The organism is Paraburkholderia sp. 2C, assembly GCF_054589215.1.
This window is the reverse complement of record NZ_BAAILL010000036.1, coordinates 647,022-660,132: the sequence shown is the minus strand read 5'-3', so window position 1 is coordinate 660,132 and position 13,111 is coordinate 647,022. Positions and strand designations below refer to the sequence as shown.

Genomic DNA, 13,111 nt, shown 5'->3' with positions numbered 1-13,111 from the left:
GCGGCAAACCCCGGCGCCTCATCCCCCTGATATTCGGGACATGCGCCGTTTCGCGATCTTTGAACGCAATTCCGCGTAGCCCGGAGCGACCATCGGGTAGTCTTCGGGGAGCGCCCATTTGCTGCGATACTGCTCCGGCGACATCGAATGCCGACGTCGCAGATAGCGCTTCAACGTGCGCAGTCTGCGGCCATCTTCCAGACAAACGAGATAGTCCCAGCCAACCGACTCTTCGATCGGCACTGCCGGCCCTCGGCCTGCGTGGGCTACCGCCGACTCCAGACGGGCGAGCGCTGCATGCGTGGACGCGATCAATTGCGGAATCTCGGCGGTGGCCAGCGGGTTGTTGGAAACGAAGCTCGCAACAATCACTGCTGTCAGTTCCGTCAGGCTGACGTCGCTCATCATCATGGTCTCCCCTTTTCCTGGCGCGGCTTACCGGACGTCAATCGAACGAAGCAGCCTTATCAGTTTAGGCGTCGTCGAACGGGTTGCCATCCCCTCCGCGGGGGGATGGCGTGACAAACGGGGGCGGTCAACGGGCGTGCGGCACATTAGACGGACAACGCATCAACACAAACGTGGCGGCATTACCAATCCGTTACCAAACGATACCGGCTCTTTACCGAAGCGCGACGATCCCATCACGACCCGGGAAATTAGCGTATGTAACATAGGTCACCCGTTCACAATGACCGTCGGCACGCTGCCTTCGGTGTTGAATCCGCAAATGTGCAGGTGATGCGATGCTCGAAGAAGCGAGTCTGGTCCGTTCGATGCCCGCGCGTGAAAGTCAGGCGCTCTCGCGGCTGCGTACGTACCGCAACCTGAGCGGGATGTCGCTTCGGCGAATCCGGCGGTCGCTGGCACGGGCCTCGCACATGATCCTCGCGGCCCGACTCGATGACGCGCGTGCGTTGATCGATGCCATCGAACTGGCGTTCGACGATCTGCCGGAGGCGGACGTCGCCCCTTATCGTGTATCGGTCGACCTGCTTCGAGGGGCCAGTTTCGCGTTTCAGGGCAACGCGTTCGATGCGCTCTCCGCCGCGTTGTCCGCATCAGGCGGCACGGCGTCAGGTGCGGATCGGCAGCTTGCGTACACGCTCTACCGGTTCGCTTCGTGGCAGCTCGGGCAAGCCGATGCGTTCCTTTCGCCGATCCGGCCAAAATTCCCCTCCGACTTACGTAAAGGAAGCTCGATCACCGCGGCATTCGATCTGGCGATCGAGGCCGCCATGGAACTGGATCGATTGCATCTTGCGACCGCGAAGCGGCTGGCGCTCGACGTGCTGGACCTCGCGAAACCATCTGGACGTCGCGCGAACGGGCCGGGGGCGCTCGCGGCATGCGTGGCGTCCCAGGTGCTTTACGAGGAAGGAAACCTTGACGACGCCGACGCGCTGTTACGTCACTGGCTTCCGGTCGTGCGGATGCAGAGCGGCGGCGAATGCGCGTTGCGCGCGTATCCTCTTTTGGCGCGCATTGCCTTGTGCCGCTCGAATCCCGCCCTCGCCTTGCTGCTCGTGCAAGAGGCCGAGGCGCTGGGTGCGCGCCGCGGATGGCCAAAGCTCGTGGCGGCGAGTCTGACGGAGCGTGCATGGCTGCTGCTTCAGCAGAGGCGCACCGCCGAAGCGCGCCTCTGCGCCGAACGTCTCGATGCGCATGCGCGCCAGACAGGTTCAGGCGGCCATGGCTGCACGATCGCCCGGTACCGCGCATTGACCGCTGCGCGCATCTCGCTGGCGCAGCAGCCGACCAGCGAAGCGGTGGCGGTTCTCCGACTGCTTTATCATCAGGCGTTGGACAGAATGGATCAATACGACAGCTGCCGGTTAGCCGTCGAGCTGGCGGTGCAGCTCGCGGCTATCGGCGAGTTCGCGCTAGCCGCGGCGTTGTTCGTGCAAACGCTCAGCGTCGGCGCCGCCGCGGGACTCTATCAGTCGTTTGTGGGCGCCGATGGAGAATTGGGTTCGCTTTTGAAACGGGCTTACGAGCTGGCCGGCGAGCCTGATTCGCCGCAGCGCGCCCTGCTTCCGTATATCCGGAGTCTGCTCGCGCGCTGTGGCGCTCGCGCAATCCGGCCCTTGCCGACGACGGGCCCGTTGTCGGGCGTATTGAGCGCGCGTGAACGCGATGTCCTGAAGCTGATCTGCGGTGGCCTGTCAAACAAACGAATCGCGCTAGCGCTCGACATATCACCCGAGACCGTCAAGTCGCATCTCAAGCGCATCTACGCGAAACTGGCCGTGAGCACGCGTATCGAGGCGTTGACGCGCGCCGGCGCACTGGGACTGTTGTGAGGAAGCTTACAGGCATGACCGAGGCGGCGGGCAAGACGACATTCCGGATCGATCTGACGAACCTGTGCGTGTGGCGTACCACTGGCCACGGCGCGGTCGAACGCGTCAAGCTGGCGCGCAAGACCTTCGACGTCCTGCGCTACCTGGTGGAACACGGCGACCGGCTCGTCACGCACGAGGAACTGCTTGAAGCGGTATGGCCCGACACCGCTGTGCAGCAGGAGGTGCTCAAAAGCCATATCCTGGCCATTCGCAGTGCGCTCGCTCAGGGGAGCGACGGACGGCATTTCATCGAGACGCAGCGCGGACGCGGTTATCGGTTCGTCGGTTCATTCGACAGTGCGCCGCATTCGCCGCCTCCTTATGCCGCAGCGGAGAAAAGCGGCGCTTTCGTGGGCCGCGGTGAATCGCTGAGCTCGTTGCTGAACGCATTTCAGCAAGCGGTTTCAGGTAGGCCCAGGACTGTTTTCATCAGCGGCGAGCCCGGAATTGGCAAGACCGCGCTGATCCACCAGTTCCTCGAGCAGGCACAACGTCTCACGAAACCGCTGGTGGGCGAAGGGCATTGCATCGAAGGATTTGCAGGTATCGAGCCCTACTATCCGATCCTGGAAGCGCTCGGCGAACTGTGCAAGGGACCGGGTGGCGCCGGCATTGCCCGAACCCTGCTCGCACTCGCACCTGCCTGGGCCGTGCAGATGCCAGCGCAATTTCCGGCGGACCAGCGGGCCGCGATCCACCCTCAACTGCTCGAAGGCGCGCGCGGCCGGATGCTGCGGGAAGCGACGAACCTCGTCGAAACCCTCGCGGCCGTTCGGCCGCTTGTCCTCGTGCTCGAAGACCTCCAGTGGGCCGACTACGCGACGATCGATTTCCTGTCGGCAGTGTGCCGTCGCCGTTCGAACGCAAAGCTGATGCTGATCGGCACTTATCGCGCGGAAGAGGCAGGCCCGGCGCGCCATCCGCTGAAACGGATGGCCAGTGAACTCGCGGCCCGCCAACAATGCATCGAGCTGCGGCTCGGGCCGCTACCGGCTCCCGCCATCGCGGAGGTCTTGCAGGGCGGTCCGCAAGGCGAGCCGGCCAGTGCCCCTTTTGTACGCTTCCTTCACGACCGGTGCGGCGGTAACCCGCTCTTCATGCGGATCACGCTCGACCACCTCGTCGAACAAGGCATCGCCAGACACACGACGCACGGCTGGCAGCTCGTCGCGCCCCTTGACCGTGCCGCATCCGAACCCCCGCCTACGCTGGGACGGCTGATCGAATCGCGGCTCGATACGATGACCGACGATCAGCTGCGCGTGCTCGAGGCCGCGAGCGTGGCTGGCGATCGCTTCGACCCGGCGAGCGCCTCGGCCGCCGCGGGCATGGACACTCAGGCCTTCGAAGCGGTCTGCGAGCAACTGGTGCGCGACACCGGTGTCATACGCCACGACGAACTGCTGAGCCTGCCCGATCACGAGCAGACGCGCCTATATGCGTTCACGCATACGATTTATCGACAGGTCGTCTATCACCGCATCGCGCAGATGCGAAGCGCCCGCTTGCACCGTGCGATCGGCGAGCAACTCGAAGCGCTGTATCCGTCGGCACAGCGCAAGGACCTGGCAGTGCGTCTTGCGCAGCATTTCGCCTGTGCACGCGATTGGCCGCGCTCGCTCGACTATCTCCGTTCGGCGCTCACCGTCGCGAATACCCGATATGCGCGCTTCGATGCGCTGTCGATTGTCGATCGTGCGCTTGAAATGATTTCGCACCTTCCGGATAGCGAACGGATTCCGGCAAACCTCGAGTTTCTTGAGCGGCGTGCAGCCATTCAGGCCGCGTCGCACGATCCCCACGCATCGGCGACGTACCGTCAGCTTGCCGACCAGGCGAAGCTGCATGGCGACACCAATATGCAGATCAGAGCGCTGCTCGGCCTGACCTATGTGCTCAGCTGGCACGATCTGCACGACAGCCTGCGCAAGGTCGACGAGGTGCTCGCACTGTGCGACCGGCTGGACGACCCGCTCGACCGGGATCTCACGCGCGTCACCGCACACGTGCGCCGCATCTGGGTCGCAGGCTGGAGCGCGGACGACGCGCACCGCTGCGAGGCGGCGCTCGCCCGGCTGCGCGCGCACGCAGACCGGCGTACGACCGCGCAGGCCGAGGCCGCCTATAGCATGTTGTGCATGCTGTCGACGCGCTATCAGGAGGCGCACGATCTCCTTATCGATAGCTACCGGGTCCTGCGCGAGAACTCGGAAAAACTGATCGAGGTCGATCTTGTCCGGCTTGCGTGGATGCATGACGTCGGCGTGCCATGGGCGTTGTTCTCGCGTGGCGAGTTCGGCGCGGGGCTCGACGCATTGGATGCCAGCATCCTCGCGTTCGAAGAAAACGGCGAGCCGCTTGCCGTCCGGCCGCTGCGCGTCTATCGCGGCATGTTGCTCTTTCACGCGATGGACTTCGAAGGCGTGCTGCAGGCTTGCGAATCCGTCGCGTCGCCAGAAACAGGCGGCTCGGATGAAACGGTGCTCGAGCGCGATCGTGTCTTGCCCGTGGACATTCGAATTTCAATGGTCTTTTGCGGCCTCGCAGAAGCAGGTTTGGGCCATTGCGACGCCGCGCTGCGCTACCTGCGCCGCGCGGAGCAGGAGATGGAACGGCAACCGGTGCATCTCGACTGGTACTGGTGCCTTCCGCTGCGGTGGGGGCGCGTCCGCGCTTATCTCGCTGCTGGCGATTACGCTTGCGCGCGACGCGAGGCGGAACGCCTCGTCGAACTCGCCATGCGCACCGACGAGCTTACCTGGCAAGCACTGGCGTGGAACGCACTCACGCAGGCCGCTTTCGCCGCCGACGCCGCCTCGCGGGAGATCGACGGCTACCTGCTCAATGCGTTGGCGGCCTGCGCAAAGGCCTCGGTGCCGCTCGCCGAATGGCGTGTTCACGCGACGGCCGCCGCGGTGTTCGCGGCCACAGGCGATCATGCGCGCGCCACGGCTCATGCTGACTCGAGCACACTTGCGCGGCAGCGTATCGCACAGACCTTGCCGCAAGCTCACCGCTTGCGTGTGGTATTTGAAAGCCGCAGCGCCTCGACGGCGTTTGCCTGACCAGCCGATCTCCCCCAACTGCGCCTCGATCCCCCAACGGGGGGATATCCATGCGATCGCTCCACGCACATGCTCTCGTCCAGACTGACGCTATTGCGCCGGCACCTCACGGAATTCCCTCAACTCTCTCTCGCTTTGGAGACTCGCATGGGCAAGCAGGTTGCAGAAATCATCGTCGAGGTTCTCGAACAGGCGGGCGTAGCGCGCTGCTACGGCATCGTCGGCGACACGCTGAATCTGTTCGCGAGGAATCTGGAGCGCAGCTCCATTGAATGGGTCAGCGTCCGTCATGAAGAAGCCGGCGCCTTCGCAGCGGGTGCCGAAGCACAGTACACACATAACCTGACCGCCTGCGCAGGAAGTTGCGGACCGGGCAGCTTGCACTTCATCAATGGCTTGTACGAAGCCAACCGTAATCGCGCTCCTGTCGTTCTGATTGCAAGTCAGGTGCCGATGAATGAGATGGGCTTCGAGTACGTCCAGGAGGTTGACTTCCAGTCGGTCTTCAAGGGGTGCTCGGTATTCTGCGAAACCATCCTCACGCCCGATCAGGCAAGGAAGAAAACGGTGATGGCTTGCCAGGCCGCGTTGGCGAAGCGAGGCGTGGCGGTGCTGATCGTACCGGTCGATGTTTCGCATGGCGAAGTGACCGAAGACTACCCGTACCGGGTCCAGCATGTCCGCCCGACCATCCGGCCGAGCGACGCTGAAATCGCGCAGATCGCGAGCACACTGAATGCCGGCGAAAAGATCGCCATCTACGCGGGCTCCGGCTGCGAGAACGCGCTCGACGAAATTATCGCCGTGGCGGACCGCCTCAAGGCGCCGATCGCCCATACCTCTCGCGCAAAATGCTTTGTCGAGCCGAACAATCCGTACAACATCGGCATGACGGGCATCCTCGGAAACGAAGCCGGTTACAACGCTTTGCTCGAATGCGACACGCTGCTGTTGCTCGGCGCCGACTTCGCGTGGCGTCAGTTCTATCCTGATGCGGCCCAGATCATTCAGATCGATATCGACCCAACGCACCTCGGGCGGCGCCATCACATCGCCGTCGGCGCGGTCGGCGACATCCAACCGACACTGCAGGCGTTGCTGCCGCACCTGGACGCGAAAGACGACGCATCGTTCCAGCAGAAATGTGTCACGCGTTATACGGAGGCGATGACATCCGCACGGAAGCAACTCGCACCGGGACGCAACGACACGATTCCCGGTTCCTGGCTCGCATCGATCCTCAACGAGCACGCCGCCGATGACGCGCTCTTTTGTGGAGACGATGGAACGGCCGTGGTGTGGGCGCTTCGCGTGCTGGAGGCCAACGGCAAACGCCAGATCTTCGGCAGCCTTTTGCACGGGACCATGGCAACCGCCTTGCCGAGCGCATTGGGGCTGCAAAAGGCGTGTCCTGACCGTCAGGTTATCGCTATGTGCGGAGACGGCGGGCTTTCGATGCTGTTCGGTGAACTCCTAACCACGATCCAGGAAGACTTGCCGATCAAGATCGTCGTTTTCAACAACAGCAAGCTCGGCTTCGTGGAAATCGAGCAGAAATCCGAGGGCATGCTCGACACGTTTACACGCCTGAAAAATCCGGACTTCGGCAAGGTGGCTGCGGCAATCGGCCTGTGGGGAAAAACGGTTCGAAACGCCTCCGAGCTTCCAGCGGCCGTGCAGGAGTGGCTATCTCAGCCGGGCCCGGCGCTTCTTGACGTCGTTGTCAACCCGCTGGAACTGGTCAGGCCGCCGTTCTTCGAGGCGAAACCGGTGGTTGGCATGGCGCTGTACTCCGTTCGCGCGATCCTCGATGGACGCGGGGCGGACGTGCTCGAGATGGTACGTGAAAACTTCCTTTGACCGATGACTTGCACGAGTGCGAATGATGCGTTGTGGGGGGTGTGGGCGTTCCGTAGAACGACGTAATCGCCGCCCCACTCACATTAGACTATCGAGAACCCGATAATCAGGCAATGTTGTGTCGATTACCTTCCCTTCCCTCAACACGATGCGGTCAAACTGCTGTCTGGAAAGCAGTTCCGAGTAGTTTCTTGCACGGGTAATTATCAGATCGGCCTTCCTTCCCGCCGCTAGCGTCCCGAATCTATCTTCGATGCCCATGATGGCTGCTGGCGTCGCGGTTGCCGTCTTCAACCAATCGCCAAACGGGTGATCGAGGTGCAGGATTTTGACGGCCTGGGAGAACGTGTCCAGCATGTCATGATCGCCATATGCATGAAACGCGTCACGGCAGTTATCACCTGCCACGGCCACCTGCAGCCCTCGAGCTTTCATCTCGTGAACGAGCGTTACCCCTCTCCATTTCGGGGTGCGCCCCCTCGCTCTTGCCTGAAGGTACATATTGACGGTAGGCAGACATACGATCGAGATATTGGCCGCGAATAACGCGTCAAGGGTTTGATCGATGAAGTCCTGCGACTGCAGCGCTAACGAACAGCAATGACTGCAGGTAAGTCTCCTGGGGAAGCGTTCGCGCGTCGCTATACGAGCGACGTCTGCGAGCGTGCGACTGTCCTGATCCCCTGTTTCATCCACGTGCAGATCGACATCGAGGTCTCTCTCGGCGGCCACCCGGAGCAATCGGGTGACAGCCTCGTCCATGCTCTCCATCGTGAGCCCCGTAGAGGTGCGCGTGGCCTTCAATACGGAACCGATCGATCCTTTGACCTGTGCGATCCTGTCGGCGAATCTCGCGACATCAATCGATAAGAAGTCTTGCAGGGGGATAAGTGCGTTTGCCTGTAGCTCAATACGCCCCGCCCATTGGTCGCGCAGTTCGCAGAAAACCGGCAGTGTGATATCTGCCTGCGTTCCGTGACAGTCGAGGTTCGTGCGTATTGCAACGACGCCGTGTGCCAACGCGGTCAATAAGCCAAACTCCATGCGACGACGCACGTCGTCCGCAGTCCAGTGGGCAGCGCGGTCTTCCCTGTTTGCAACACTGGCGCCAGCAAAGTCGCCGGTTATATTGGCTGTTCTCGGCGCAATTTGCGCCTTATCCAGATGCGCGTGGCAATCTATCATGCCAGGCAAGACCATCGAACGATCGACATCCGGTCCTGTTTCCGGGCGCGCTGTCCCGGCGGGAGATATCGCAGCAATCATCCCGTCTTTAATGAAAATGTCCGCATTGACAAAATCGAGCTGAGGTGTGCGCACCTCGGTTTCTGCACCTTCAAACAGGCAGGCCGGGAGGTTTGCGTTTCTCAGTGTGTAGCTGGTTTGACGCGGAATCGATATGAAGGTCCGGGACATCATTCACGCTAGCTTGAGGCCTCGTTTGAGGGCAGACATGAGATTGTGTTCCGAACCAGCACACGCATGATCGCAGCGAAGTTTCCACTTCCTGGTGCGGCGGCGTGGATCGAACAATGCCTTGCCTACAGAACAGCGGGGAGGTGTCAGAAATTCCGTGTTCGGGGCGCAACGCGGGAGCCCATCGCCGCGTCGAATCGCCGGCTTTCCGCACGTCGCACCTGGAGTTCCGAACAGTGGCGCTAGCAGCAGTCAGTTCCGCTCCGCCTCGACACGCCGCAGCGCGTCCGGATCTTCACCCACCACCTTGATCGTCTTGCCGTTCGACGAGATGAGCACCTGCGGATCCCACGCGCCGTGCCCGCTCATCTCGCGATGCTGCTCGACCAGCAGCGCCCCCATATACTTGCCGCGCGACACCACGCTCAGCGCGTTGCCGTCGGCCACGAATCGTTGCGGACCGCCTGAGGTCGGCACGGCGTGAATGGCCGCCGTCGCATCCGACGCCGCAGTCAGAAAGTAAACGGTCGCGCCGTCCGGAGAAAAAATCGGATGATCGATGTCCGCCAGCACGCGCTCTGGCTTTTCCTTCCCCTCCGGCTTGCCGGTCACGAGCCGAACGGCCCTGTGATCTTTCAGATGGATGACCCAGAGGTCGCGTACGGCAGGACTATCGTGCGCCTCGTCGACGCCGCGTGTCAGCCTCGTGAAAGCGACGGCGTCGCCGGCTGGCGAGATCGCGGGCGCGTCGTCGGCGCCCGTTCCGGTCAGTGCTTCGGTGGCGCCGCCGGGCGCCGTATAGACAATGTTGCCTTCCTGCACCGACACGGCGCCGATCGGAGCGGCAGCCCGTGACGCATGGGGTGCAAAGGTGAAAAAGCAAACTGCAGCGATTGCCGGTAATGCCGGTCTCATGGGCGGTTTCCTCGCGGTTTCCTGAAAAAGCGGGCGATGGAGCAGCCAAACCGCCATCGCCGGATTGTCGATACCGCTTATATCGGCCACGCATCGAACGTCTTGAGGCCGATCGCCAATCGGGAAATCGTCAGGAACCTTCGGGAACCGCCACCCGCTTCGCTTACTTGACCGGAAACTCCTTATGCCCGCCGAACCCAAACCGCATCGCCGAAAGCATCCGTTCAGGAAATGCCTCCGCATCGCGTGACCGGAACCGCGTATAAAGCGCCGCCGACAACACCTGCGCCGGCACCGCCTCCTCGATCGCCGCTTCGATGGTCCAGCGCCCTTCTCCGCTGTCCGCGACCTCGGTCGAAAAATGCTGGAGCGTGTTGTCCTGCGCGAGCGCGCCTGCCGTCAGGTCGAGCAGCCATGACGATACGACGCTGCCGCGCCGCCACACTTCCGCGACGTCGGCGAGATCGATCTGATACCGCTGGTCTTCCGGCAACTCGTCCATGCTCTTGTGCTCGAGAATATGGAACCCTTCGGCATAGGCCTGCATCAGCCCGTACTCGATGCCGTTATGCACCATCTTCACGAAGTGCCCTGACCCGACCGGCCCCACGTGCATATAGCCGTTCTCCACGCGCTTGTCGCGGCCCTCGCGGTTCGGGGTGCCTGGTATATCGCCGCGTCCCGGCGCGAGCACCGACAGGATCGGGTCGATGCGCTGCACGACGTCGTTTTCACCGCCAATCATCATGCAGTAGCCGCGCTCGAGCCCCCAGATGCCGCCCGACGTGCCGACGTCCACGTAATGCAGGCCCTGCTCGCGCAACTGCGCGGCGCGGCGAATATCGTCCTTGTAGAACGTATTGCCGCCGTCGATGATGACGTCGTCCTTGCTCAGCAAGGTGCGCAGATCGCCCAGCGTATCCTCGGTAATCTTGCCGGCCGGCAGCATCAGCCAGACCACGCGCGGTGCCGACAGCTTCGCGACGAGATCGCCGAGGTCCTTCGCGCCGGTCGCGCCTTCCTTCGAAAGCGCTTCGGTGGCCTGAGGATTGTGGTCATAAACAACGCACTGATGCCCTCCGCGCATGAGCCGGCGGCCGATATTGCCGCCCATGCGTCCCAATCCCACGATTCCGATCTGCATGATGTGTCACTCCTTGCCGTTGGATTTCACTCGCTCGATCTGTTTCTTCGCTGCTTCGTAGACGCGCTCGGGCGTAAAACCGAACTTCGTTTTCAGGGCCTTCAAGGGGGCCGAGGCTCCGAAGGTATGCATCACGATTTGCGAGCCGAGGCGTCCGACGTAGCGGTCCCAGCCGAGCGTCGCGGCCTGCTCGACGGCGACGCGCGCATGCACGTCGGGCGGCAGCACCGACTCCTTATAGGCGAGATCCTGCTTTTCGAAAATGTCCCACGACGGCATCGACACGACACGCGCCGCGACGCCTTCGGCCTTCAGTTTCTCGTAAGCCTCGACGCACAGCGACACCTCGCTGCCGGTCGCCAGCAGCAGCACCTCGGGCTTCTTGCCGCCCTCGGTGTCGGCGAGCACATAGGCGCCGCGCCGTACACCCTCGGCCGATCCATATTTCTTGCGATCGAACGTCGGCAGCGGCTGGCGTGTCACGACGATGCAGGCCGGCTCGTGCGGATGCGTGAGCGCGACCCGCCAGGCTTCTCCGACTTCATTCGCATCGGCCGGCCGCAACGTCGTGAGCCCCGGTACGCCGCGCAGCGATGCGAGCTGCTCGATCGGCTGGTGCGTCGGACCGTCTTCGCCGACGCCGATCGAATCGTGCGTAAACACATAAACCACCGGTACTTCCATAATCGCCGACAGGCGAATCGGCGGTTTCATATAGTCGCTGAAAATCAGGAACGTCGACGCATAGGGGCGCAGGCCCGATAGCGCGAGACCATTCGCCACCGCGCCCATGCCATGCTCGCGTATGCCGAAGTGCAGGTTGCGGCCGCCATAGCTGCCGTGCTCGAAGCTGCCCGCGCCTTCGAACTTCAGATTCGTTTTTGTCGACGGCGAGAGATCCGCCGCGCCGCCGATCAACCATGGAATGCGCTGTGCAATCGCATTCAACACCTTGCCCGACGATTCGCGCGTCGCGATGCCTTTCGGATCGGCGTCGAAGGTCGGAATGGCGGCGTCCCAGTTATCGGGCAGCTTCGATTCGAGCATCAGCGTCAATTCCTTCGCGAGCTCAGGATACTGCTTGCCGTACGTGTCGAAACGCTTTTGCCACTCGCTATGTGCGCTCTTGCCGCGTGCGCCCATGCCCTTCGCGAGGTGCTCCATCACGCCATCGGGTACGAGGAATTGCGCGTCTTCGGGCCAGCCGTAGGTGCGCTTCGCGAGCTTCACTTCTTCCTCGCCGAGCGGCTCGCCATGCGCGCCCGAGGTGTCCTGCTTATGCGGCGCGCCCCAGCCGATAATGCTTTTCACGACGATCAGCGTCGGCCGGTCGGTTGTCGCTTTCGCCTTTTGCAGCGCGGATTCGAACGCGGCCGCGTCGTTCGCGTCGTCGACGTGCAGCGTGTTCCAGTTGTAGCCGCGAAAGCGCGCTTCGACGTCGTCGCTGTATGCGAGATCGGTATGCCCTTCGATGGTGACGCGGTTGCTGTCGTAAATCCAGATCAGGTTCGAGAGTTGCAGATGCCCCGCGAGCGATGCGGCTTCATGCGACACGCCTTCCATCATGTCGCCGTCGCCGCATAGCGCATAGACGCGGTAATCGAACAGCGGCGCATCGGACTGGTTGAAGTGCGCCTCTTTCCAGCGCGCGGCCATCGCCATGCCGACGCTATTGCCAAGCCCCTGGCCAAGCGGGCCCGTCGTCGTTTCGACGCCGGTCGTCATGCCATATTCCGGGTGGCCCGGCGTCTTGCTGTCGAGCTGCCGGAACTGCTTGATGTCGTCGAGCGACACCGCGGGCTTGCCGGTCGGCTTGCCTTGCGCATCGACTTCCTTGACGCCGTATAGATGCAGCAGCGAATACAGCAGCATCGAGGCGTGCCCGACCGACAGCACGAAGCGGTCGCGGTTCGGCCAGTTCGGCTCGTCCGGGTCATACCTGAGATGGTTCTGCCATAAATGAAACGCGACCGGGGCTAGCGCCATCGGTGTGCCGGGATGGCCCGAATTGGCCTTCTGGACGGCATCCATCGATAGCGTGCGGATGGTATCGATGGCGAGGCGATCGAGGTTCGGTGCTGAGGACATGAGCGACAACTCCCCTATCAAGAGTGTGCTGCGGCACACCAGATGCCGCAGCGGGCAACCAGGTCGATTGAGCAAGTGTAGTGCCTCCGAAGCGGCATTGCAGATTCGGTACTCTGCGTCAGTCCACACGGTCTGTTTCAGGCAATCGCGTGCCGCGCTCGCGGCCCCGACAAGCCGACCCTTCGCAAAGACACAGCGGGAAAACACCGCGCAGCGGCGGGAAAAATTACTCAGGTGAACGCGCGGTCAGCCGTGTTTGACGCGTCGCTCCGATACTT

Annotated in this window: 8 protein-coding genes; 3 read left to right on the top strand and 5 right to left on the bottom strand. The window is 62.6% G+C overall.

All coding sequences use genetic code 11. The features are described 5' to 3' along the window. Positions 1 to 18 precede the first annotated feature (18 nt). The gene (locus ACYPXD_RS15630) at positions 19 to 411 is read right to left on the bottom strand and encodes a Ros/MucR family transcriptional regulator (RefSeq protein ID WP_459712820.1); all 393 of its coding nucleotides are present in this window, start codon (positions 409 to 411) and stop codon (positions 19 to 21) included. A gap of 335 nt (positions 412 to 746) precedes the next feature. On the opposite strand from ACYPXD_RS15630, the gene ACYPXD_RS15625 reads away from it, so the two are divergent. The 3 genes from ACYPXD_RS15625 (at position 747) to ACYPXD_RS15615 (ending at position 7,270) form a co-directional block, all read left to right on the top strand. Beyond that, positions 747 to 2,303 (top strand): LuxR C-terminal-related transcriptional regulator, encoded by a 1,557-nt coding sequence (locus ACYPXD_RS15625; RefSeq protein ID WP_459712818.1) that lies wholly within the window; start codon positions 747 to 749, stop codon positions 2,301 to 2,303. A gap of 14 nt (positions 2,304 to 2,317) precedes the next feature. After that, positions 2,318 to 5,410 carry an ATP-binding protein gene (locus tag ACYPXD_RS15620; RefSeq protein ID WP_459712816.1) on the top strand — a complete coding sequence of 1,031 codons (3,093 nt, stop codon included), beginning with the start codon at positions 2,318 to 2,320 and terminating at the stop codon, positions 5,408 to 5,410. 147 nt (positions 5,411 to 5,557) lie between these two features. Next, complete coding sequence (locus tag ACYPXD_RS15615) at positions 5,558 to 7,270, top strand: thiamine pyrophosphate-dependent enzyme (protein WP_459712813.1); 1,713 nt, start codon at positions 5,558 to 5,560, stop codon at positions 7,268 to 7,270. A 78-nt stretch (positions 7,271 to 7,348) separates the two neighbouring features. Here ACYPXD_RS15615 and ACYPXD_RS15610 read toward each other — a convergent pair whose 3' ends face one another. The 4 genes from ACYPXD_RS15610 to tkt all read right to left on the bottom strand — a co-directional run bounded on the left by ACYPXD_RS15610 (position 7,349) and on the right by tkt (position 12,833). Next, entirely contained in the window at positions 7,349 to 8,689 is a 1,341-nt protein-coding gene (locus ACYPXD_RS15610; RefSeq protein ID WP_459712811.1) for a cytosine deaminase, read from the bottom strand. 249 nt (positions 8,690 to 8,938) lie between these two features. Beyond that, positions 8,939 to 9,601, bottom strand: a complete 663-nt coding sequence (locus ACYPXD_RS15605) for a TolB family protein (RefSeq protein ID WP_459712809.1) — start codon at positions 9,599 to 9,601, stop codon at positions 8,939 to 8,941. Between the two features lie 163 nt (positions 9,602 to 9,764). Then, on the bottom strand, positions 9,765 to 10,745 hold the full coding sequence (gnd, locus tag ACYPXD_RS15600) for a phosphogluconate dehydrogenase (NAD(+)-dependent, decarboxylating) (protein WP_459712807.1): 981 nt from the start codon (positions 10,743 to 10,745) through the stop codon (positions 9,765 to 9,767). A gap of 6 nt (positions 10,746 to 10,751) precedes the next feature. After that, entirely contained in the window at positions 10,752 to 12,833 is a 2,082-nt protein-coding gene (tkt, locus tag ACYPXD_RS15595) for a transketolase (protein ID WP_459712805.1), read from the bottom strand. Positions 12,834 to 13,111 lie beyond the last annotated feature (278 nt).

Bases quoted from the DNA above. Each gene is read 5' to 3' on its own strand.
- ACYPXD_RS15630 (WP_459712820.1), bottom strand. From the start codon at position 411: ATGATGATGAGCGACGTCAGCCTGACGGAACTGACAGCAGTGATTGTT.
- ACYPXD_RS15625 (WP_459712818.1), top strand. From the start codon at position 747: ATGCTCGAAGAAGCGAGTCTGGTCCGTTCGATGCCCGCGCGTGAAAGT.
- ACYPXD_RS15620 (WP_459712816.1), top strand. From the start codon at position 2,318: ATGACCGAGGCGGCGGGCAAGACGACATTCCGGATCGATCTGACGAAC.
- ACYPXD_RS15615 (WP_459712813.1), top strand. From the start codon at position 5,558: ATGGGCAAGCAGGTTGCAGAAATCATCGTCGAGGTTCTCGAACAGGCG.
- ACYPXD_RS15610 (WP_459712811.1), bottom strand. From the start codon at position 8,689: ATGATGTCCCGGACCTTCATATCGATTCCGCGTCAAACCAGCTACACA.
- ACYPXD_RS15605 (WP_459712809.1), bottom strand. From the start codon at position 9,601: ATGAGACCGGCATTACCGGCAATCGCTGCAGTTTGCTTTTTCACCTTT.
- gnd (WP_459712807.1), bottom strand. From the start codon at position 10,745: ATGCAGATCGGAATCGTGGGATTGGGACGCATGGGCGGCAATATCGGC.
- tkt (WP_459712805.1), bottom strand. From the start codon at position 12,833: ATGTCCTCAGCACCGAACCTCGATCGCCTCGCCATCGATACCATCCGC.